Origin of the sequence: Proteus hauseri, from assembly GCF_004116975.1 — a bacterium.
Taxonomy (GTDB): Bacteria; Pseudomonadota; Gammaproteobacteria; order Enterobacterales; family Enterobacteriaceae; genus Proteus; species Proteus hauseri.
Genome location: NZ_CP026364.1, coordinates 390168 through 413370, shown reverse-complemented (window position 1 = coordinate 413370; position 23203 = coordinate 390168). Strand labels below are relative to the sequence as shown.

The window sequence follows — 23203 nt, the reverse complement described above, 5'->3', positions numbered from 1 at the left end:
CTCTGTAGGCGTAGAATAGGAATTAGAATGAAAAAGAAAATGCTATGGTTGCCTATATTATTGAGTTTGGTATCAATACCTGTTTTAGCAGACAACAATTTAATAGAAGAGCAACTTGCAAAAATGCAAATCAAAGCCGAAAGTATTCAACCAACGCCCATTGTTGGATTAAACGCGGTACTTTCTGATAAAGGTATTTTTTATATTACTGATGATGGTAAATATTTAACCGCGGGACCTATTTATAATATTAGTAATGGTGAGCCAGTGAGTATCGCAAATCAGATAATCATGAAAAAAGTGGATTCACTAAAGAATGAAATGATTGTTTATAAAGCCCGTAATGAACGCCATGTTATAACTATCTTTACTGATATTAGTTGCCCTTATTGCAAAAAGTTACATCAAGAAGTTCCTGAGTTAAACAAGCAAGGTATTACTGTTCGTTATTTAGCCTTTCCTCGTAATGGTGTCAGCAATAATGCAGTTAGCAAACAGATGAATGCAGTTTGGTGTAGTGGTTTTCCTAAAAAATCATTAGATAGTGCATTTAAAGGTGATGCTATTGTCCCTATTGATGAATGCAAAAAAATTAATATCAATGAGCATTTTAAATTAGGCACAATGATGGGGATCCAAGGCACACCCGCCATTATTTTACCTAATGCGAGTATTTATGGTGGATATATTTCTGCTAAAGATTTAATTGAACTACTTGATAAAGAAGAGAAGTAATAACGCGTTATGGTCACTATCGAACCCAAATTACTCCGTCGTGCAGCTCAATCAACACAATTGCCAGAAAGTTTAGATCCACTGTTGCGGCAAATTTATGCGAATAGGGGAATAACCTCAGATTCGCAATTAGAAAGAAGCTTAAAAGGTCTACTGCATTATCAATCGTTAACAGGAATTGACACTGCGATTGAGTTATTAATTGATGCACTAAAGCGACAATTAAAGATTGTGATTGTTGGTGATTTTGATGCTGATGGCGCAACCAGTACTGCACTGGCAATAAAAGTAATGCGCCAGATGGGATATCAGCAAGTGAGTTATCATATTCCTAATCGTTTTGATGATGGTTATGGATTAAGCCCGCAAGTCGTTCATGATGTGGCGAAAAAAGGCGCAGAGCTTATTATCACTGTAGATAATGGTATTTCTTCTTTTGAAGGTGTTGATGTTGCTCATGAATATGGTATTCGTGTACTGGTTACCGATCACCATTTGCCAGGGCAATCGCTGCCAGCTGCAGATGCCATTATTAACCCTAATCTTGATGATTGCGCTTTTCTTTCTAAATCGTTAGCCGGTGTTGGGGTGACATTTTATCTGATGACAGCACTGAGAGCCGAACTTGAAAAACAAGGGTGGTTTGAACAGCAGAAGTTAAAACGTCCTAATATGGCTGATTTTCTCGATTTAGTCGCATTAGGAACCGTTGCTGATGTGGTGCCTCTAGATGAAAACAACCGTATTTTTGTTTATGAAGGGTTACGTCGAGTGAGAGCTGGGCATTGTTGCGCGGGTATTAAAGCGCTGACAGAAGTTTCTCGTAAAGAATTATCCCAACTTGTGAGTAGTGATTTTGGTTTTTCTTTAGGGCCTCGATTAAACGCAGCGGGACGCCTTGATGATATGTCGGTAGGCGTAGCGCTTTTATTAACCGATGATATTGGCACCGCACGCGAAATTGCAAATGAGCTTGATGGCTTAAATCAGACTCGTCGTGAAATAGAAGCTGGAATGCAAGAAGAAGCCTCAACGATATTTCGCCAGTTTATGGGAACTCAGCATGATTTACCCAATGGATTAGCAATTTATCATCCTGAATGGCATCAAGGTGTTGTCGGAATATTGGCTTCTCGAATTAAAGAAAAATTGCATCGCCCTGTTATTGCTTTTGCACCTAGTGGTGATGGCTTGTTAAAAGGCTCTGGTCGTTCTATTCATGGTGTACATTTAAGGGATGCACTAGAAAGACTAAATACCTTAAACCCAGGTTTGATGGTGAAATTTGGTGGTCATGCAATGGCGGCAGGGCTTTCATTAGAAGAAGATAAATTTACTCTTTTTCAGCAGCACTTTTCATCATTAATGGCAGAGCTTGTTTCGAAAGAACAACTGCAAGGTGTGATTTTATCTGATGGTGAGTTAACAGACAGCCAATTAACTTTACCTACCGCCGAAATGTTGCGAGAAGCGGGTCCTTGGGGCCAAGCATTTCCAGAACCGTTGTTTGATGGGAAATTTCAGTTATTAAAACCTCGGATTGTAGGGGAAAAACATTTGAAAATGATACTTCAGCCATTAAATAGCAACGTACTAATAGATGCTATTGCATTTAATATTGATAGAAATGTATGGCCTGATAACAGTATCAAAACGGTTGAAATTGCTTATCGACTAGATATTAACGAATATCGAGGTCAGCGTAATCCTCAGCTTTTAGTTGAACATATTTGGCCTTGTTAATATTGATAAAATAATAATATTTGCTGACATAAACAGCAGAGTGGAAAGCGTTGTGACAATCCCATAGACAATTGAATATAAATGCTATAAACCCACTGATAGATCCGTTACAATATGCGGTTCAAAATTTATTCCAATTGTTTTTAAAAACAACATAAAGACGAAAAAGCATGTTTGAAATCAATCCAGTAAAACACCAAATCGAGGAAGTGTCGCAACGAACTCACGTCCTCAGGGGGTATCTTTGACTATGATGCCAAGAAAGAGCGTTTAGAAGAAGTTAACGCAGAGTTAGAACAACCTGATGTCTGGAATGAGCCAGAAAGGGCGCAAGCATTAGGTAAAGAGCGTTCATCTCTTGAGGCAATAGTAGAAACTATTGATCAACTCGATCAAGGGCTAGAAGATGTTTCTGGTTTACTTGAACTCGCTGTTGAGGCTGACGATGAAGAAACTTTCAACGAAGCTGTCGCAGAATTAAATGTATTAAATCAAAAGCTAGAACAATTAGAATTTCGTCGCATGTTCTCTGGTGAATATGATAGCGCATCTTGTTATTTAGATTTACAAGCGGGTTCTGGCGGTACAGAAGCACAAGACTGGGCAAGTATGCTAATGCGTATGTATTTACGTTGGGCTGAGTCTAGGGGTTTTAAAACTGAGATTATTGAAGAGTCAGATGGTGACGTTGCTGGCTTAAAATCTGCAACAATTAAGATCATTGGTGAATATGCATATGGTTGGTTACGTACAGAAACAGGCGTTCACCGTCTTGTACGTAAAAGTCCATTTGACTCAGGTGGTCGTCGCCATACTTCATTTAGCTCTGCATTTATTTATCCTGAAGTTGATGACGATATTGATATTGAAATTAATCCAGCCGATTTACGTATCGATGTTTACCGTGCTTCTGGTGCTGGTGGTCAGCATGTCAATAAAACAGAATCAGCGGTACGTATTACCCATGTTCCTACCGGTTTAGTCACTCAATGCCAAAATGATCGCTCTCAACATAAGAATAAAGATCAGGCAATGAAACAGATGAAAGCAAAGTTGTATGAGCTGGAAATGCAAAAGAAAAATGCAGATAAGCAAGTTATGGAAGATAATAAATCAGATATTGGCTGGGGTAGCCAAATCCGCTCTTATGTCCTCGATGATTCGCGTATTAAAGACTTACGCACCGGCGTGGAAACACGCAATACACAAGCTGTATTAGATGGTGACCTTGATAAATTTATTGAAGCTAGCTTAAAAGCGGGCCTGTGAGGAAAAACATGTCGCAACAGCAACAAGGTGCGGAGCAGGCACCTGATTTAAATAACGAACTGCAAACACGCCGCGAAAAATTATCTACTTTACGTAGTAATGGTAACGCATTCCCAAACGATTTCCGCAGAGATGCAATGTCTGACGAATTACATCAAAAATATGATGCAATGAGCGCAGAAGAGTTAGAAGCAGCGAATGTGGAAGTTTCAATTGCAGGTCGTATGATGACTCGCCGCATTATGGGTAAAGCATCTTTCGCTACATTGCAAGACATGGGTGGTCGTATTCAGCTTTATGTCTCTCGTGATGATCTTCCCGAAGGCATTTATAACGAGCAGTTTAAAAAATGGGATCTTGGCGATATTTTAGGTGCTCGTGGTCGTGTTTTCAAAACGAAAACAGGTGAATTAAGTATTCACTGTCACGAAGTGCGTTTATTGACTAAAGCGCTGCGTCCTTTACCGGATAAATTCCACGGTTTAGCTGACCAAGAAATGCGTTATCGCCAGCGTTATTTAGACCTGATATCTAATGATGAGTCACGTAAAACTTTCCAAATTCGTTCACAAGTAATGGCGGGTATCCGCCAATTTATGGTGAATAAAGGTTTTATGGAAGTTGAAACACCGATGATGCAAACCATCCCTGGTGGAGCGAGTGCGCGTCCATTTATCACTCACCATAATGCGCTAGATATTGATATGTATCTACGTATTGCACCAGAACTGTATTTAAAACGTTTGGTTGTAGGTGGTTTTGATCGCGTATTTGAAATCAACCGTAACTTCCGTAACGAAGGTGTATCACCACGACATAACCCAGAGTTCACTATGATGGAACTCTATATGGCGTATGCCGATTACCGTGATCTGATTGAACTAACTGAAGAGTTATTCCGTACATTAACTCAAAATGTTCTTGGTTCATCATTAGTGAAATATGGTGATGAAGAGTTTGATTTTGGTAAACCATTTGAAAAACTCACCATGAAAGAAGCTATCTGCAAATATCGTCCAGAAACCGTAATGGCTGATCTTGATGATATGGATAAAGCGGCTGCTATTGCTCAATCACTAGGTATTAAAATTGAGAAAAGCTGGGGCTTAGGTCGTGTGCAGTGTGAGATTTTTGAAGAAGTAGCTGAAAGTCATTTAATTCAACCTACTTTTATCATTGAATATCCGGCAGAAGTTTCGCCACTGGCGCGTCGTAATGATGACAATCCATTTATCACCGACCGCTTTGAATTCTTTATTGGTGGTCGTGAAATCGGTAATGGTTTCTCAGAGCTTAATGATGCACAAGACCAAGCAGAACGTTTTGAAGAACAAGTACGCCAAAAAGAAGCGGGTGATGCCGAAGCAATGTTCTTTGACCATGACTACATCACGGCATTAGAACACGGTTTACCACCAACGGCGGGCTTAGGTATAGGTATCGACCGCATGGTAATGCTGTTTACGAATAGTCATACTATTCGTGATGTTATTTTATTCCCAGCAATGCGTCCGAGTAAATCATCACAAGCGTAATTATTATTGAGTTATTGAATACTCATAGAGCCACCTGCAAGGTGGCTTTTTTGTTTTTAATAACAATATATTACATTGTTATTGGTGATAAAGTAAGCATTTAAATTATCGAGGGATTGCTGTTCAAGTTAGTGGGCGTATAATCTAAAAATTATACTGCGGGCGTAGTTCAATGGCAGAACGAGAGCTTCCCAAGCTCTATACGAGGGTTCGATTCCCTTCGCCCGCTCCAAGTAAATCTCATTGAATTCCCCTAAAATTTACAAATTCTTGATAAAAATTATATAAATAAAATATCTTAAACTTCCTTTATTAATCACCTTTGTGATTTTTATGCTAACCATATGATTTTAAAGTGATTGTCTGTTTTTTTATATTATTTAAAAAACTGTTATATAAGTAACACTTTTGCTTCTCAGTACTAACTCTTTCTGTGTATAAAAAATAAAAAACTAATTTATAAAAAATATTAGTAAAAAATTAAAATTAATTGAAAAAGTGACGATAAGAATAGATTAGCCCCTATTGGGATTACTTTATCTTGTCAGTTGAGAAATTAAATGCAGAAACTTCGCAATATTACTATTCGTCTAATGATGTTAGTGATACTTGGTTTGTTATGTTTGATATTTGGTGGTGTGAGTGCATATAGTGCATGGTCTTTATCGCAGATATCTAAAGGTAATCAAGCCGATAATCAAATAATAAAACAAATGGCAGCGTTAAGTCAGGGAAATGATCAGTATTTTCGATTTGTGACTCGTTTAAATCGAGTTATCGAGCAAAAAGCAGCAGGTAAAGAAGTTGATTTTACACCTTCACAAGTAGCCATGAATAATATGGAAAAACAGTTAGAATATATGAAATCTGTTTCTCCAGGCCCAATGGATGAAAAAGTCTCTCAAGAATTGATGACAGTTTGGCAATCCCTTTTTGAACAAGGGGTTAAACGCCAAATGTATCTAGCAAGAAACGGCACTATTGCTGAATATGAACATCATGCAAAAAATATTACTCCTGCATTAAGTCGAGAATTAGGTGCAGTAACTGAAAATTTTAACCACATTGCGAATATTAAAATCGATAATACTATTTTAGAAGTTGATGAGTTGATTAGCTTAACTCAAAAGGTGATTCTGATTAGTGTTATTTTAGGCGTGATAATTTTAATTCTAACTGATCGCTATTTAGTGGTTATGTTACAGAAGCCATTAGAAAGTATTCGCCAGCATTTTATTAAAATTACTCAAGGTGATCTAAGCCATTCACTTAAGCCATTTGGTGATAATTGTGCCGGTAGATTGATTCCATTATTAATGGAGATGCAAAATAGTTTACACGAAGCGGTAAGTACTATTCGTATGGGAAGTGAAAGTATTTATCGTGGAGCATCTGAAATAGCAAGAGGAAATAACGATCTTGCCTCTCGAACAGAAGAACAAGCCACAGCATTAGAAGAGACAGCCGCGAGTATGGAACAAATTACTGCCGCGGTGAATCAGAATATGGAACATGCTTATCAAGCCAGTGGGCTTGCTGATATTGCTTCCACAACGGTCGCTCGTGGAAATACATTAGCTGAATCGGTAGCTACAACTATGGATGGAATTTATGATAGCTCAAAGAAAATTGCAGATATTATTCATGTTATTAATAAAATAGCTTTTCAAACCAATATACTAGCATTAAATGCCTCGGTTGAAGCGGCTAGGGCCGGTGCGCATGGGCGAGGATTTATGGTTGTCGCGAATGAAGTGCGCAATTTAGCTGCGGATAGTGCTAAAGCTGCGAAAGAAATAGAAGTATTAATTACTGATTCTGCGTTACGAGTCAATCAGGGAACCAAACTCGTCAATGATATGGAATCAACTATGGAAGAGATCCTAATTGGGGTTAATCAAGTAACCACAATAATGAAGCAAATCAGTATTGCATCAGAAGAGCAAAGTAAAGGCATTGCACAAGTAAGTGTTGCAATAACTCAAATGGATGGCGTTACTCAGCAAAATGCTTCATTAGTTGAACAGGTTTCAGCTGCTGCTGTTTCATTAGAGCAGCAAACTGAAGGTTTACAGTTATCCGTGCAAAAATTCAATATTGCTAATCACAGTTAATTTATAGCAGTAGAATAAAATTTAAAAATGTGTCTAGGTAGTAGGTCTTTACTCATTAGACACATTATATTTAATAATCTAAATGCGAAATTAGCTTTATGTCTTAAATTAACGTATGAAAATTTATATGATTATCTTCGAATTACTAACTTGATCGTTGATTGAGTATTGATGAGTGGTATCAATAAAATATTATTTAAAACTATATAAATTAATCTTAATATAAAAGGGGGACACTCTTTTTCTATTAGCAGTGAAAAGCTTCTTCCCTTATTTTAATTATTGATTAATCTATATTAAAAAAATTTTAGCTTAGCTGAGATATATTATTTAATGAGCTCATCAATCAATCAATGATGATGTTTGATTGGTGAAATGAAAAATCATTTACAACAGGCGCTAATATAGAATCATAGCGATTATAAAGATAATTATTGATGATACTAAAAATTCAGTGTCAGAATTCTAGAGCATTTTCTTTATATATTGTTCTGTTTTATTTATTACATCCTTATGATGTGGATGCTTAACATAAGCTGCATTGATAGTTTTATCAATATCTCGAATAACCAATTCTTTCTGTTTAGTTGTTAAGGTTAGTAAGAGAGATTTTAAAACGACCTTTAAAGCGGCAACCTCATATTCGATATTGATGACTTTTTTTTCCATAAGAACCTCAATAGTTTTGTCTTTATTCTGCTGTAGGAATATTTATTTTGCATAGTAATTAATTATTTAAATAATTCCAAGGGGAAAATGTTGTAGAAAGTAAGAAGGTGATTTTTAAGTTAAATTTATTAAATTAGAATGAAAAATTATTTAAATTTAGGATGAGATAAACGAATTTTTTGCTAGAAAGCTTTGATTAAATAAATTTAGCTTAGGGTGATAATAAACATGAAAAATTAAATTATAAGAAGATTTTAAAACATAGATAGGATGCTTGGGTATACATCCCATATAAAAATAGAATTAAGCCTGAGTAAGTTTTTTTACATATTGTTCAGTAAGATTGATAACCTCATTAAGCTGCGGATATTTGCTTGAAGTATCTTCAATGACTAAGGATATATTGCCTAACATATCGCGCCGCTGCTTGTCACTTAAAGTAGAAAGTAAAGATTTTATGACAATCTTTAGTGCAGCGATCTCACATTCGATTTCTTTTAAGTTTTTATCCATGATTTACCTGTCCGTATTTAATGGATTGGTAATATAGGTAAATTTTTCATCTATCACAATTAGGGAGTTATATTATTTAGAGATATATCGCACATTATGCCTAATACTTTAAATTAATATCAATTAACAAAAAAATAATTATCAAACATTTACCTTCTTTTCTAATTTGCATTTTTAATTTTTTGATTGCTATTGTGTTTACATAAAAATCATAGAGTAGTCATTTTTGATCCTATGGATACTTTTTGGTTTTGGCTATTTTTTGGATATAGCGATGATTCAATTATAACTAAAAATAGGAATCATCTTTTTTTGATTGTTAATTATGGATAAAAAAGTTAGCTATTATCATTTGTATAGCAGCTGATTTATTTTTAAAGTAGAAAAAATAAACAAATGATAACAGAAGAAATTAAATAAGTTATTTCGCTATCGAGTAGATTAAATATCATTACTTAGTCGTAATTAGAAAACGAACCTAATAACTTAATAATAGATTACTAGGCTCGTTTTATTTATTTTTTATTTCTGATTGTGCTTAACAAAAGCGACATAAGCATCAACCCAATGTTGCATAAAATTAGCACTTTTTTCTGAAAAATGTCCATTTTCAACCATACCGTCATACCATTTTAAAAAGCACTCAGGTTGATTTAATGTTGGCATATTTAAGAAGGATAAAGAGTTGCGTAAATGTTGTTGAGCGATAGCAGTACTGATATTACCAATGGAAACACCAATAATACCTGCAGGGATATTATCCCATGCATTAGTCCCATAAGGTCGTGATGCTTGGTCTAGTGCATTTTTAAGTACACCTGGAACAGAACGGTTATATTCGGGGGTAACAAAAATAATACCTTGGCACTCTTTTATTTGTTGCTTGAAATGTATTACAGCTTCTGGAGTACTATTATCATCATCCTGATTATAGAGAGGGAGAATACCTATATCGAGAAACTGAAATGTAAAGTCTTTTGGAAATAGTGGGATGAGTGCATTTGCTGTTTGTTTATTGTACGAGTCTTTTCTTAAACTTCCAACAACAATACCAATTTTAAAACTACTCATTTTAGTTCTCCTATATTGAAGGATAAAACGAAAATCAATTACATTTTTGATATTCGTATTCTGATATTATCCTGATAATAAGAAACAGCAATAAAAATTAAATAAAGAAAATACACGTAAAATACGTAAATAAATGATAAATTTAGTATTATTATTTTTATTATTATCTGGTATCCTTTTCTCAAGAAAAACTTAATCACTGGCTAAAAAAGAGATAATATTATTTACTAAATAAAGGTTGTATTCATTTTTTGATGTTTTTTGTGTGATGTATGTTGTGTTTTAAGCATAAACAAACAAAACAACAAGGTTGCTCGTTGCTACCTAAGGCTTCGGCTTATTTATTTAGTATGCAGTAGGTAATAGAAAATTATAATAAAATGGCTTAAAATGCGACAACTCATACGCTCTTATTTAAGTCTGATCGGAATTAAGGAAAAATGATGTCCTTATTAAAATATAAAAAGAATGTTCTTGCTGTGTTTATGGCAACTAGCACTATTGCTTTATCAGGGTGTGTTTGGTCATCACAAAGCCAACCCGTTGAGACGCCAGCCCAAACATCAGCGCCAGTATCGGCACAAAATCCTGCGCCTAATACGACTACACAGCCAACAGCAGCGGCACAACCTATTTCCATGACGCCTACTTTAGGATCGGGAAATGGTGGTTTAGATACACAAAAATTAGGATTAGCACCACAAAGTACTTGTATCAAGCAACTTGACTCCTTAAAAACATTTTCTCCCTCAGATTATCAATCAATGATGGGGGCATTTAAGGAAATTAGTGAAATCAATGCGATGTACCGTAGTGTTCAAGGTACAGCAAGCAAAGATAGCTTAGATCTTTTAAGAATGAGTATTGAGTCGAAGACGGAAGTATTGTGTGCGAAAGTTCGCTACCTCTCTGTAATGTCAGTGAATTCGACATTGAAAAAACTAGGTGAATAATAATCATGAAATTAAAGCAGAGTGTTTGTCTTGCTTTTATGTTGTTTCCGGCTTTGTCATTTGCTAATAATGAGTTTAATTCTGTTATTGAAGACTTTGACCGTTATTTTGAAACTCAAGAGCCTCAGAAACCACTAAAAGTTGATCCTAAACCATCTGCTGTTAATTCATCTTCATCAAGAACGGGACAGGTAAGAGGGGCAAATACTGCAACTGCCAAGCCTCAACAAATAAAAACAGAATCAAAAGTAACGCAGCCAACAGTTAATAAAACAGATAATCAGGTGATAGTGCCCAATGGTACACCTGATATCACGTTGTCTGAAAACTGTCCTGTACCTCAAATTGATTATGCTAAAATAAATAACGACTACACTCGTTATTTAACACCATTACTTTCTTTCGTTCCTATTAAGCCACAGTTTTCAGCTGACGACTTAAATCGATATAGTTATAGCAATAAACCGACTGTTTATAATCCACTTGATCTTTATACTGGTGCGCGTTTTCCAAAACAATCACGTAATGAAAATGCACTGTTAGATATTTTCCCTGGTGCATTTTATTCAATTACAGCTATTCCATTCCATTTTGCTTATCAATTTAATCGTTCTTTGCTTGATCACAAGCAACCTCTGTTTAATAAAGAGTTATTAAATAGACTGGCAACAACGAAAGAGAAATATCAAACATTACATAAACAGTTTACTGAGCAAGCAAGTGTTATTGCCCAGTATTCTGAAAAACTCTTACATGCCAATGCACAAATTCAGCAATTACAAACAGAATTAACGCAAACAGAAAAAAAACTGGTGCTGGCAAATGATCTATTAAAAGATAACACTCTAAAAGAGACGGTTACTCATTTGCAAACTGAGTTAGATAAGACGGAAAAAGAGCGTAATTCCTTAGCTGAACAACTTGCAGAAAAAGAAAAAGCATTATTGGCTTCAACAGAAAAAAATAATGAATTTGTAAAGCTACAACAAGAATTTGAGTCACAAAAAGATGTACTCAAAGACTTAGAAATAAAAGCGGCAGATCTTGAAAAAGAAAAAGAGCTAATTCAGTCACAATATGCACAAGCGCAAGCTTTATTAAAAGACGATACGGCTAAGAAAGAGATTGATAAGTTACAAAGCTCATTAACAGATATCATGAATGAGCATGAAAAATTAACTAACCAATTAAACGAAAGACAAGCATTGTTGGTTAAAGTAGAGAAAGAGAAAGAAGATATACAAGAACAATATGTACAAGCTCAACAGCTATTAAATCAAAATGATGAGCAGAAAGATCAAGAGATTGCTAAATTACAGGCATTAAAAGATAAAGAAATAGAAAAATTACAAGCAACTTTAGAATCAGTACAGAATGAGCAGAATAAACTCACTAATCAGTTAACTGAAGTACAAGCTAAATTTGCTCAAGTCGAAAAAGAAAAAGAGAATGTGCAAGCTCAATATGCACAAGCTCAGACTTTATTAAAAGATAATACAGCTCAAAAAGAACTCGAAAGACTTCAAAGCTTAATATTAAACATTACTGCTGAGCGTGAAGATATCGCTAAAAAATTAGCAGATAATCAAGTGTTACTAACACAAACTCAGCAAGAAAATAAGCAACAAGTTGATAATCAATTACAAGAAATTACGCAGTTAAAAACTCTATTAGCTAAGAGTCAGCAAGAACAAGAGAAAATTAATAAATCATTATTATTAGCTCAACAGCAAAATGCAGACGCAGATGAAAAACTAAAAGTTATTCCTGAGCTAAAACTACAGCTAGACAGTAAAGTAAAAGAATTAGCAGATCTCAAAAAAGGATTATCTGCTGGCGAAAAAGCCATTGAAACTTTAGTTGCTGATAAAAATAGTTTGATTACTAAATTAGAAAAAGCACAAAGTGATTTAACGGCCAAATATCAGGCATTAGATAATCAATATAAAGAAAGTAATATTGCTATTGCTCAGTTAAATGTGAGCAAAACAGAAAATGAAAAAGCGTATGCATTATTAGAAAAACAGTTTGCTGAAAAACAGGATGCTATTAATAAATTAGCAACGCAATTAGAACAAGCAAAAGCTCAGTCAGAACAACAGAACACAGAAAATACGCAATTAATTGCTTCATTGAAACAACAACAAGCCGAATCTACTGCACAAGTTAAACAGCAAGAAAATACATTAACAAACGCCCAAAAAGAACTTATTGATGTTACTAAACAGCTTGAAGCTCAACGTGTGTTAACCAAAACTCTGGAAGAGAAAGAGTTAAAATTAAATGAGCAACTAAAAGCGAAAGAAGCAGAGTTAGTCAAAACGAATACTGATACAACGAGTATCCAAAAAGAAAATAAATCACTCAAAGAACAGCTAGAAAAAGTGATGGGTGAAGGGCAAATGATCTCAGGACAACTTGCATATGCGTATTCCATTATTGGAAAAGATAATGCTCAGCGAAATAAAACAATTCTTTCGGATATACAAAAACAAAATTATATTCAGTATGATGACAACACCTACTTTAAAATATTAAAACAGGGTAAACCGGTTGATTCTATTTCAAATAAGACGGTAGTTTTCGTTATGCATGAAGAACTTACAGATGGTACGGTAACACTCAATTATGATAAGTCTAATCCGCTTATTTTGCCTTATCGTCAGTTACCACTACCATTGAATACCTTTATTGCTAAGGCAGGTATCAATGGTAAAGCTAAAATCTATATTAAGCCTGGTGGTGGTTATGGTAAAAATGGTGTTCCGGGTCAAATACCACCTGAGTCTATGTCTATTGTGACTGTTGAAATATTAGAAATTAAATAGCCTTCGAGAATATCAGCTCTTCTATTCCTTTGGGTTTAGATGAGCTGAGTCGTTATTCACGCCATAAAAAATTATCATTATTTAAACATAGTGATCTTTCAAGTAGCCAATCTTTTAATTTTTGACAATTATCGTGATGTTCAGGAATTGTTTTTAATATATCCCAAAGTGGCTTTAAGATCTCTGAGCGTGGATAAACAGCTTGAATATATTCTCGAGTATTTTTTATTTCAACAGTAAAAATAGGTTCGATTTTCCATGCATCTAAAAGTATTTTTAACTCTTTGCTTAATAAATCTTCGATAAGCATTAGTCTTACCTTATCTGCATCTAGTTTTATATTAATATCATCTAAAGATAAAAAAGAATCAGCATTATTTGATGGTTGTTTTTCTTCAAATAGCTTAATGTTATTACATTGATTAATTTGTAACTCCAAATCTCTTTTTATTTCATAAAGAGAGAATAACTGTGGAGCGATATGGTTAACCCACCAAATAAAAAGAGGTTTGATTACAGCTTGAATAAGGCGTAGGTGTTCTGTGATGTTCACTGTAGCATCAAGAGAATCATTCCATTTTATATCTAAAGGTAAGGAATTATCAGATGAAAGGCTTGAAACACGAGCTAATTCGATAATATCTCTAATATCATTTTTTGACATTTCAACCGAGCAATGTTTTTTTCGTAAAAACCAGGTTGATTGCAACAGGCTATCTAAATCTTCTCGACATAAAAGGCGCGATAAGACTTTTATCTGTTTTTCATTAACATCTTCGTCGTTAAAAAATGAAGAAAACTGAAGATTAAATAAATTATCTACAGTTTTCATATCATTATTAGCCATTATTTTTTTTAGTGAATCTAGATCACGGTAATAATGGTGCTGATTGTTTTTTATCATAATATTTACTCTCTCGTAAGGATAAATTTCAAGTATTCTAACGATGAATAGATTTTTTATATTATGATATTCGTCTGTATTTTTTATAATTTCAACTTGAGATTTCGTGCTTTGCTTGGTGTCATGTTGAAGCGACGATGATAACTTTGTGTGAAGTAAGATTGGCTAGAAAAACCGGACTCCATTGAAATATCCACAATACTCATTTCAGTGGTTAGTAATAGCTGGTGTGCGTAAATAATTCTTCTTTCACATATCCATGTTCTTGGTGATGTACCATAAACATGGCTGAACAACTCTTTAAATGTGGTTAGCCCCATACCAAACTCACGAGCAAATTGTTTTAATTTCCAATTTTTTAAATGATTCTTTTCCATGAAAATTTGTAAGCGGTCAACTTGGCGATGACTTAATTGGCGTAATAATGCCATAAGGTCAGAACCTTGCTCTGTCGAGAGTAATAAGATTAAAAGTTCTTCAATACGTAATTGGGTAAAAGCATTAGGACAATCTTGAGAAAATAAATATTCAAAACCATTATTGCAAAAATGAATAAGAGGGGAGTCTTGAAAGCAAATAAAGGCTGAAGAAAAAGTTTCATCTCGTTCTATATTACTAAGAATATCACTGTACTTTGACATGAAATTTCTTAAAAAATCATCAGGCAGTGGAATATAGATTGTTTCACAAGGCTCAGCATTTTGTGTTTTTATTGTATAATTTCCTGTTTGCAGGAAAAGTACTTGGTCTTGTTCTACCAAAACTGTATCGGTACAGTTTTGTAATATGAGCGCATTCTTTCTTATAAGATATAAAGCTTTTTGTTCACTTTCTAATATTTGATATTGTGGATATAAATAAGTTTTTTTTTGAATAGCACAATCATTTAGATTATTTTCACTGCATTGTATTGTATTCATTTTTCGCCCAAAATTTATTTTATAAGTATCACTATATTTTAAAAATTAATAAATAGAGAGTTTTTAAAAACTGTCTTTTTATTATTGTGCCGTTATTAAAAATAAAAAAGAGAATGTTTTCTTTATTCTAATGTGGTTTTTTTTTAGATATTAGACATCGATATAACCATTGGTGATTTAAGATAAGTGATTTTTCTTAATTTAATGTCATTTTTAATGAATTGCAAAAAAAAATTAATTAAGCCAAATTTAATGGAAAGAAATAAAATGATATAGTTATGAAAATTTGTAACTTATTATTTACAGATGTTATATGAATGGCTAAACCAATTTAATTACAATAAGTTATGGGTAATTAATTTCTTTACAGTGTAAAATATTCGGCTATAAATTATAGAAATAAAGAGCTTAGATAAAATGTGATTTATTTCAATTTAGTTAAAATATAATTGGTTATTGTAAATAAATATAAGTAAAATATTTTAAATAATTAACAATTAAAAATAAAACCATAAGTTTATAATTCATTGATTTATTATTTCATTTGTATCTTTTATTCGTGATCTTTTTGTTGATAACTTTTAAAATTTAATGCTTTCCAAATTTAAATTATGAATATTTATTTTAATTACACGAAAAATAAATAATAATAGACAAAAGCATATTTTTCAGACTGAGTAATTTATCAAAAAAATCTATTTAAAATAGGTTAAAATTTTCATTACGTGACGTTGATCTCATATTTTTTAATTTAACTTATATTCCTCCCTAATAAAAAAATATTTTAAATGATGAGTTTTTTTGAATGATTTCATGGGTGAATATTACGACTGATAAATAGATGTTAATTTTAGATAAAAAGCGACAATCAATAAAAGATTAATAATGTTACGAAAATTAAATTTAAATCTAACTTATTAAAAATTAAGCTATTAATATTATCTGTGACGTTAAATTTTTCTAAAAGCAAACCAATAAACTGAATAGAAATAGTAGTCCTATTATTGCAATTATATTTGATGATTATTTATTAATATAGTGAATGCATTAGTGTATTTATTGTCAGGGAGGTAGAGTTGCAGCTAATTATGGATAATAAGCGAACACAGCAAAATATTATATTTAGCGGGATATGGATTATTTGGGTTATCGCATTAATTGCTTTTTGGCGTTACAAAATAGCGGGCGAGTTTTTGATTATCCTTATCCTAATTTTTAGCATTATTATTTATTCTATGACTTTGAGGTTAAAAAAAACAGCTATGTTTAGTCGTAAAACTGAAACACCAAAAGCTGCGGAGCCAATTACTACAGTAATTACTGAAGAGAAAAAACCGATGCCAGAACAACGCCTGTATACCATTATTGCCAAGGGGTCGGTATTTCAAGGTGATATTAATGTTGAAGGTGATATCCAAATATGGGGAAAAGTCGCTGGAAATATCAATGTAAAAGATGGTGTGATCCGAGTTATGCATGCAGGTCAAGTTGAAGGTGAATTAGCAGCGCCAGATATTATTATTGACGGTTTTGTTAAAGGAATTTGTGCAGCTAATAACTTAGATATTTTGGAACATGGTGAATTACGTGGTACAAGTCGTTGCGGCAGCATGTCGATTAAACGTGGTGGTATTTTCACCGGACAATCAGAACAGGTAGAGCATCAAGCTAAAGCCGTTGCTCAACAGCGAGTCGTTTCTATTAAAGAAGGTACCCATACTAATAAAGAGAAAGATGTAGCGCCAATAGAAACGCCACTTAAAGAAAATAAAAAATAAAAGACCCTTTTTCTTTTCATCGTTTGCTATTTATTCTATTTTATCATTATTGTCTTAGAGCGAATAAAAAGAGAATAACGTTGAAATTAGAAACTCCCCGACTACAACTGCGAAAATGGCGTGAAAGTGATAAAGCGCCATTTTTTTATCATATTAATTCTGATGTTGATGTAATGCGCTATTTTCCTTCAGTATTAACGCAGGCTGAAAGTGATAAACTTGTTAAGATGATTAAAGATAAATTTATTCAGCAAAATGGCTGGGGTCTTTGGGCTGTGGAATTAAAAGAGACTGAAGAGTTTATCGGTTTTGTCGGTCTTAATATTCCTCAAGCAGTATTACCTTTTAACCCTTGTGTTGAAATTGGTTGGCGTATTGCAAAAACACATTGGCGTAAAGGTTATACCTATGAAGCAGCAATAGCGGTATTAAAATTTGCTTTTGAGCAGTTATCCCTTAACGAAGTCGTCGCATTTACCGCAATATCAAATATACCTTCGCAAGGCGTTATGAAAAAGCTGGGTATGACTGAAACTGAATACTTTTTACATCCAGCATTAGATAAAGGGCATCCTTTAGCTGAGCATGTATTATATAAGCTAAGTAAACAGGATTTTATTTTTCCGTCGAACGTGTAGATCTACGTTTAACAGGTAATGGGGGAATAGGCTTTTTATCATCAATAAGATGTCTAATCGCTAGAATTGGGTGATAAATTAGCATTCTAGGCCCTGCCCAACGCATAATTTGTTTCATTGTCTCTCTTTTTACGGGTTGATAACAATGAATTGGACACTGTTTACATGCTGGCTTTTCTTCACCATAACGACACTTATCTAATCGGCTGTAAGAGTAATCAATAAGCTGCTGATAATAGTTTTGCTCAGGTTCAGGGTGGTTACGGGCATAAAGCAAAACCATTTTTTGAATTGTCTTTTTCTCTCGATTAATTCTTTTACCTGACATATTTTTCTCTCTAAACAATATGTTGTATTTATTATGCATCTTATCACTTGTGTCTGTATGATGCTAAAAACTTATTTAGTGAAATAAAGTGAATTTTTTTATTAAAAACACTTTTCTTTTTTCTTAGAATATAATACTGTATTTATATACAGTTTATTTGTTTTTGAACGGTGAAAACCATGCGTGTGGAAATTCTATTTAGTAAGCAATCTAAAATTACAGAGTCATTATTTCCGCTATTAGAGCTCGAACTAAGAAAAAAAATTACTCCAGAATACCCTGATATGCAATATCGTATCGCTTTTAGCAGTATGAATTCAATTCAAGTTACAGGTGTAAAAGATGAAACTAAACATGAGCATATAATGGAACTTATTCAGGGTGTTTGGGAAGACGACAGCTGGTTACAAACAGACGACGAATAAAGTGATATAAAAATAGATTAAGATAATTGCCAGTAATAAATTATTTTTAAAATAAATCACTGGCAATTTATAAAACTAGTGGCGGCAAATCTTACTTTCACTGGTTGTGAATCCACCTTCAGCAGGAATGAACTTACCCTTCTTTTCTAAAAAATCTACAAGCTGAGATGCCGTCATATTTTCAGCTGAACAAGTATGAAAAAGTGAGTCATTGCCAAATTGTTGGTGAATTGCTTCTATCAACGATTCTTTTGTGAATGCGGTTTCAGACGATAAGATAAAATGCAAAACTTCATGGCCATGTATAGAAGACATAATTAGCATCCTAAAAATAAAGATATATTAATTATGCATCTTTTGCTGCAAGTAACTTTGTTTTTAATCATAAAAGCGATGACATAATGCCATCGCTTTTAAATACTGATTATTTTTCAGCTTGTTGAAGTAATTTCTGCATTTCATCTTTTAAATGAAGCTTTTCTTTTTTGAGTTTTACCACTTCATCATTATAGCCTGCACCATTAGGTCCTTCTAATTTAGCTATTTCTTGATCCAACCGATTATGTTTATCAAAGAGGGCTTGAAAGCGAGGATTGCTATCTTTTAACTGAGAAACTAAAGTTTGTTGATCTGAGAACATATAACCTCCTAAAAAGAGAAATTGGGGTCTCTATTTCAGTATAATCGTTGAGCGATTGTCTGCATGGTGATATATCACAAATTTACATTTCATTAGAATAAGAGCTATTTTCTTTTAAAAAATTATTCGGAATTATCCTCTCATAGTGATATCTGCTAAGGTGTTAGCATTCAATTAATAAAAATATTAGTTGTAAGATGATTATTAATAGAAACATCTAAGCTAAATTTATTATCAGCGTGATATCGCTGTAAAATGGAGAAAATGATGAATAAAGTAATTTTAACTTTAGTTGCAGCAATGTCTTTATCTGCTTGCGCTCAAGCAGTTGATGGTTTAGAAAAAGTAGCTCCTTATCCAAAAGCACAAGACAATCAAGTACGCCATGTTATAGAACTAGAGAAAAAAGATAACGAGAGTAATTACCAAGTCGAATTAATTGTTGGTAAAGAGTTAATGGTAGATTGTAATCGCCAATGGTTTGGCGCTGAGCTAGATAAAAAAGATTTAGAAGGTTGGGGTTACGACTATTATGTAGTCGGCGATTTAAATGGCCCAATGTCGACGATGATGGGATGCCTTGATAATACGAAAAAAGCAGAATTTGTTCAGGCAAATATGGGACAAGATGCTTTTATCCGTTATAACAGTAAATTACCTATCGTTGTTTACGCACCTACTGGTGTTGATGTTAAATATCGTGTTTGGTCTGCTGCTGATGCAGTACAAGATTCTGTAAAAAAATAGAATTCAATTAGGCTAATAATATAGCGAAAAAAGATAAAGCCCTTTGTATAATCAGAGGGCTTTTTTTATGTTATCGGATAACAAGTACTGACATTTTAGCATGACGTACAATTGATGACGCCGTCGAGCCTAATAAGTAAGATGAAACGTTAGGTCGATGTGAAGCTATTGCAATTAAGTCCGCATCAATGTGACGAGCATATTCTAAAATTTCATCTTTTGCGTTACCAATACCAACATTGCAAACAATTTGCTCATCAGGAATTTTAGTATCTTTAATCATTTCTTGCAGAGCGATAAAGGCAAGACGAGTACGTTCTGATGAATCTTTAAATTTTTCAGGAATAGCCGCAAACTCGATACCAAAGAAAAGTTCAGCATTAGGAATAACAGTGAGGAAGTGGATCTCTGGCTTACCAACCTTTGCAATTTGTTCAATATGGGAGATCAGTTCCTGAGACAGTTCGTCTTCTAAAATATCGATTGGAACTAGAATTTTTTTGTACATTACAAGCCTCACTTAATGTTAGTCAAAGGATATCTTCTATTATCGCTTAATATAAAAAAATAGCTGTGATCTGTGTTCTAAATAATAGTGAGAATGATTACTTCCACGTTTTAAAATAATAATATAACAAGCACTAAATTAATACGATCTAAATTAGCTTACGACTTAACTCTTTGACAGTATAGATATAAATACATTTTTTTAAAATCGCCTATAATTAATATTATCCATAAATACAAAATGAATAAAAGAATGATTATCAATTATATTATTGTTCTGTATCTATAGGATTTTGTTGATAAAAATTAAAGACAATAAGGTCTAAATATGGCATATTAATAAAGAATGACATCTCAATATGATGTCTGGACAGCAATCTTAGTCCCTAAACAGGATTGTTATTCAGAGTCGTCCTTTATCCTCACCAATGAGTTATGGATCCTGAAATAACCTATGGAACTCTATTCTTCACCTGTTAATAGAGTAGGCTATTTAAAACAGAATAAGATAATCACTATGGCACATAATCACATTGATGATATTGAGTTAGATCTGGCTGATAATAGTCAGTTAGAAAAGTTTAAAGCGGCAAAAAAAAGCACGCTAGTTAGTGTTTTCGTTAATATCATTTTATCTATTTGGCAAATAGCTATCGGCTTTTTTTCACACTCTCAGGGCTTAATTGCTGACGGAATTCACTCACTGTCTGACCTGATTGCCGACTTTGTGGTACTGATTGCTAATAAAGGAAGTCAAAAACAACCCGATGCCGATCACCCTTATGGACATTTTCGTTATGAAAATGCGGCTTCATTGATTTTGGGAACTATTTTATTAATTGTTGGCTTAGGTATGGTGGTATCAGCAATACATAAAATGTTTGATCCTTCGACTATTCCTGAAGTTCATAGTATTGCTTTATATGTTGCGTTATTAGCATTAGCAGCTAAAGAAGGACTATTTCATTATATGCTACGTGTAGCGAAAAGAGTTGATTCAAATATGCTCGTTGCCAATGCATGGCATGCACGTTCTGATGCAGCATCTTCTTTGGTTGTCGCTATTGGTATTATCGGAAGTCTTGCAGGATTTAAATTTTTTGATCCGTTAGCGGCACTTATTGTGGGTATTTTTGTTGGTAGAATGGGCTGGCGTTTTACTTATCAAGCACTGCAAGATTTAATGGATAGAGGCGCCGATGAAGAAACGCTAGCAGAGATAACCCATATATTGGAGAGCACTCCGGGTGTTAAAGGTATTCATGATTTAAAAACACGCCGCGCAGGGGATTATTTCTTAGTTGATGTCCATATAGAGGTTGCTGGGGAATTAACCGTTAAAGAAAGCCATGACATAGTTGTTAAAGCGCGTAATAAAGTTTTGCAAAATAAACAGATATTAAGTGTTATGGCGCACGTAGATCCTGCTTAATTCATTGAGGTTTAGTGTAATCAATAAAAGGTAATGCAATATATTCATTACCTTTTTTCTTATCTAGAATAAATTAATTGAGATATTCTATTAGATTAAAAATTAACACAATTCTCTTTTACTTTATCTTTTAATGCGGCAATTAAATTATCCACTGCGCATTGTGCCATTGCATAACGCGTTTCTTTGGTTGCCGATCCAATATGTGGAACAGCCACGACATTTTTCATCGCTAATAATGGTGATAAAGCAGAAAGCGGCTCTTTTTCAAATACATCTAATCCCGCTCCGGCAATTTCTTTTTGCTCTAGCGCTGTTATTAAGGCTTTTTCATCAACCACTGCACCTCGACCTGCATTAATTAAATAGGAGTCTGGTTTCATTAATGAAAATTGCGCTTTGCTGATTAAATGATGCGTTTTTGCGGTTAAAGGAAGGGTAATACACACAAAATCTGACTGCTGCAATAATGTTTCTAATGAGCAATAAGTTGCATTAAAACGATCATTTACTTCTGCATATTCAGTTCGAGATTGATAAAGAATTTTCATATCAAAACCAAAATGAGCGCGTTTGGCTAACGCTTTACCAATACGACCCATACCAATAATTCCCATGGTTTTATGATGAACATCAGTGCCATACCAATCAGGTGTAATTCCTTTTAACCATAAGCCTTGCTTAACATTATCAGCGAGTTCAGGAATGCGTCTTGAAACAGATAATACAAGTGCCATCATAGTGTCAGCAACGGTATCAGTAAGTACAGTCGGAGTATGCATCAACTTAATGTTGCGCTCAGTGAGGGCCTTCACATCAATATTATCATAGCCAACAGAGATGGTTGAAACCGCCTTTAAGTTAGGTGCTTGTTCGATAAAGTGTTTATCTATATTTCCACCAGCACCTAATAGTCCAGAAGCATTAGCTAGTGCAGTACAAAAGTCCGGCGAGTCAAAAGAGAGTGAACGAAATTGTTTTATTTCAGCAAAACTTGCTAATTTTTGTTGTAAGTCTTCTGGTAGGTCTTGATAAAGCACGACTATCGGTTTCATTATGTTCTCCTAACGGAAGGGGTTATAAGGCTTGATACGATTTATTTTTTTAACAATTGTTATTGAGAATATTCTCAGCCCTCTTATACATATTACAAGGGGTGTTAATAAGGTATGATAAAACCCAAGTAATGTCAGTTTTATCAGATTATTAGCGCATTAAATGAGATGTAATCGTTCTCTTTTTTATTGTGATAAATACGATAGTAAAAATAAACGATCTTTCATTAAGATGCCCAGTCTATTGTAATACTGATATAAAAATTATTTTTTATTATCTTAAATAACAGGAAATGAGTGTAAACGTTTACACTAAATGTCGGTTTGATCACGAAAATACTTTGTTGATCTTGTTAAACTCATTGTCAATGAGCAGAAACCGTCTTTAGCTTTCCTTTG

22 protein-coding genes and 1 tRNA gene are annotated in these 23203 nt (G+C 33.7%); 13 read left to right on the top strand and 10 right to left on the bottom strand.

The features are described from left to right. The first annotated feature begins 27 nt into the window (after nucleotides 1–27). The 6 genes from dsbC to PH4a_RS02000 all read left to right on the top strand — a co-directional run bounded on the left by dsbC (nucleotide 28) and on the right by PH4a_RS02000 (nucleotide 7396). Nucleotides 28–735 (top strand): bifunctional protein-disulfide isomerase/oxidoreductase DsbC, encoded by a 708-nt coding sequence (gene dsbC, locus PH4a_RS02025; protein WP_129037374.1) that lies wholly within the window; start codon nucleotides 28–30, stop codon nucleotides 733–735. A 9-nt stretch (nucleotides 736–744) separates the two neighbouring features. After that, the gene (recJ, locus tag PH4a_RS02020; protein WP_129037372.1) at nucleotides 745–2478 is read left to right on the top strand and encodes a single-stranded-DNA-specific exonuclease RecJ; all 1734 of its coding nucleotides are present in this window, start codon (nucleotides 745–747) and stop codon (nucleotides 2476–2478) included. Nucleotides 2479–2648: 170 nt separating this feature from the next. Next, a protein-coding gene (prfB, locus tag PH4a_RS02015) for a peptide chain release factor 2 (protein ID WP_129037370.1) occupies nucleotides 2649–3747 on the top strand; the annotation gives its coding sequence in 2 pieces (ribosomal slippage) (nucleotides 2649–2723 and nucleotides 2725–3747; 1098 coding nt in all). A gap of 8 nt (nucleotides 3748–3755) precedes the next feature. Then, the gene (gene lysS / locus PH4a_RS02010; RefSeq protein ID WP_129037368.1) at nucleotides 3756–5282 is read left to right on the top strand and encodes a lysine--tRNA ligase; all 1527 of its coding nucleotides are present in this window, start codon (nucleotides 3756–3758) and stop codon (nucleotides 5280–5282) included. 158 nt (nucleotides 5283–5440) lie between these two features. Continuing rightward, nucleotides 5441–5514 (top strand) — tRNA-Gly (locus PH4a_RS02005). 328 nt (nucleotides 5515–5842) lie between these two features. Beyond that, a complete protein-coding gene (locus PH4a_RS02000) occupies nucleotides 5843–7396 on the top strand; it encodes a methyl-accepting chemotaxis protein (RefSeq protein ID WP_129037366.1) in 1554 nt (517 codons plus the stop codon). A 465-nt stretch (nucleotides 7397–7861) separates the two neighbouring features. On the opposite strand, the gene PH4a_RS01995 is transcribed toward PH4a_RS02000, so the two are convergent. From PH4a_RS01995 to PH4a_RS01985, 3 genes are all read right to left on the bottom strand, one after another. Beyond that, nucleotides 7862–8065, bottom strand: coding sequence for a hypothetical protein (locus tag PH4a_RS01995; RefSeq protein WP_129037364.1), 204 nt, complete (start codon nucleotides 8063–8065; stop codon nucleotides 7862–7864). Between the two features lie 303 nt (nucleotides 8066–8368). Beyond that, nucleotides 8369–8578, bottom strand: coding sequence for a sigma-S stabilization anti-adapter protein IraP (locus tag PH4a_RS01990; RefSeq protein WP_064720685.1), 210 nt, complete (start codon nucleotides 8576–8578; stop codon nucleotides 8369–8371). 522 nt (nucleotides 8579–9100) lie between these two features. Beyond that, entirely contained in the window at nucleotides 9101–9649 is a 549-nt protein-coding gene (locus tag PH4a_RS01985) for an NADPH-dependent FMN reductase (RefSeq protein ID WP_064720684.1), read from the bottom strand. A gap of 440 nt (nucleotides 9650–10089) precedes the next feature. Between PH4a_RS01985 and PH4a_RS01980 the strand changes: the two genes are divergently transcribed. Together PH4a_RS01980 and PH4a_RS01975 are read left to right on the top strand one after the other, a co-directional pair. Beyond that, the gene (locus PH4a_RS01980; RefSeq protein WP_129037362.1) at nucleotides 10090–10602 is read left to right on the top strand and encodes a hypothetical protein; all 513 of its coding nucleotides are present in this window, start codon (nucleotides 10090–10092) and stop codon (nucleotides 10600–10602) included. 5 nt (nucleotides 10603–10607) lie between these two features. Beyond that, entirely contained in the window at nucleotides 10608–13430 is a 2823-nt protein-coding gene (locus PH4a_RS01975) for a sugar transporter (protein WP_129037360.1), read from the top strand. Nucleotides 13431–13482: 52 nt separating this feature from the next. Here the strand turns inward: PH4a_RS01975 and PH4a_RS01970 are convergent, their stop codons facing one another. Continuing rightward, complete coding sequence (locus tag PH4a_RS01970; protein WP_129037357.1) at nucleotides 13483–14334, bottom strand: T3SS regulon anti-activator ExsD domain-containing protein; 852 nt, start codon at nucleotides 14332–14334, stop codon at nucleotides 13483–13485. 83 nt (nucleotides 14335–14417) lie between these two features. Continuing rightward, the gene (locus tag PH4a_RS01965; RefSeq protein WP_129037355.1) at nucleotides 14418–15254 is read right to left on the bottom strand and encodes a helix-turn-helix transcriptional regulator; all 837 of its coding nucleotides are present in this window, start codon (nucleotides 15252–15254) and stop codon (nucleotides 14418–14420) included. Nucleotides 15255–16342: 1088 nt separating this feature from the next. Between PH4a_RS01965 and PH4a_RS01960 the strand changes: the two genes are divergently transcribed. Both PH4a_RS01960 and PH4a_RS01955 read left to right on the top strand, forming a co-directional pair. After that, nucleotides 16343–17032 (top strand): bactofilin family protein, encoded by a 690-nt coding sequence (locus PH4a_RS01960; RefSeq protein ID WP_129037353.1) that lies wholly within the window; start codon nucleotides 16343–16345, stop codon nucleotides 17030–17032. Between the two features lie 80 nt (nucleotides 17033–17112). After that, nucleotides 17113–17670 (top strand): GNAT family N-acetyltransferase, encoded by a 558-nt coding sequence (locus PH4a_RS01955; protein ID WP_129037351.1) that lies wholly within the window; start codon nucleotides 17113–17115, stop codon nucleotides 17668–17670. On the opposite strand, the gene PH4a_RS01950 is transcribed toward PH4a_RS01955, so the two are convergent. Then, the gene (locus PH4a_RS01950) at nucleotides 17648–17998 is read right to left on the bottom strand and encodes a nitrous oxide-stimulated promoter family protein (protein WP_129037349.1); all 351 of its coding nucleotides are present in this window, start codon (nucleotides 17996–17998) and stop codon (nucleotides 17648–17650) included. The genes PH4a_RS01955 and PH4a_RS01950 overlap by 23 nt on opposite strands. A gap of 179 nt (nucleotides 17999–18177) precedes the next feature. Here PH4a_RS01950 and PH4a_RS01945 point away from each other — a divergent pair, with 179 nt between their 5' ends. Beyond that, on the top strand, nucleotides 18178–18423 hold the full coding sequence (locus tag PH4a_RS01945; RefSeq protein ID WP_064720677.1) for a DinI-like family protein: 246 nt from the start codon (nucleotides 18178–18180) through the stop codon (nucleotides 18421–18423). 75 nt (nucleotides 18424–18498) lie between these two features. On the opposite strand, the gene PH4a_RS01940 is transcribed toward PH4a_RS01945, so the two are convergent. Together PH4a_RS01940 and PH4a_RS01935 are read right to left on the bottom strand one after the other, a co-directional pair. Beyond that, the gene (locus PH4a_RS01940; RefSeq protein ID WP_129037347.1) at nucleotides 18499–18738 is read right to left on the bottom strand and encodes a YecH family metal-binding protein; all 240 of its coding nucleotides are present in this window, start codon (nucleotides 18736–18738) and stop codon (nucleotides 18499–18501) included. A 109-nt stretch (nucleotides 18739–18847) separates the two neighbouring features. Then, a complete protein-coding gene (locus PH4a_RS01935) occupies nucleotides 18848–19063 on the bottom strand; it encodes a DUF465 domain-containing protein (RefSeq protein WP_129037345.1) in 216 nt (71 codons plus the stop codon). A 255-nt stretch (nucleotides 19064–19318) separates the two neighbouring features. Here PH4a_RS01935 and eco point away from each other — a divergent pair, with 255 nt between their 5' ends. Continuing rightward, nucleotides 19319–19810: a serine protease inhibitor ecotin gene (gene eco, locus PH4a_RS01930; protein WP_129037343.1), complete on the top strand. Its 492-nt coding sequence runs from the start codon at nucleotides 19319–19321 to the stop codon at nucleotides 19808–19810. Between the two features lie 70 nt (nucleotides 19811–19880). On the opposite strand, the gene PH4a_RS01925 is transcribed toward eco, so the two are convergent. Next, nucleotides 19881–20318 (bottom strand): universal stress protein, encoded by a 438-nt coding sequence (locus PH4a_RS01925; RefSeq protein ID WP_064720673.1) that lies wholly within the window; start codon nucleotides 20316–20318, stop codon nucleotides 19881–19883. Nucleotides 20319–20834: 516 nt separating this feature from the next. On the opposite strand from PH4a_RS01925, the gene PH4a_RS01920 reads away from it, so the two are divergent. Then, entirely contained in the window at nucleotides 20835–21749 is a 915-nt protein-coding gene (locus tag PH4a_RS01920; RefSeq protein ID WP_129037340.1) for a cation diffusion facilitator family transporter, read from the top strand. Between the two features lie 95 nt (nucleotides 21750–21844). Here PH4a_RS01920 and ghrB read toward each other — a convergent pair whose 3' ends face one another. Continuing rightward, nucleotides 21845–22804: a glyoxylate/hydroxypyruvate reductase GhrB gene (gene ghrB, locus PH4a_RS01915; RefSeq protein WP_129037338.1), complete on the bottom strand. Its 960-nt coding sequence runs from the start codon at nucleotides 22802–22804 to the stop codon at nucleotides 21845–21847. Nucleotides 22805–23203: the final 399 nt, after the last annotated feature.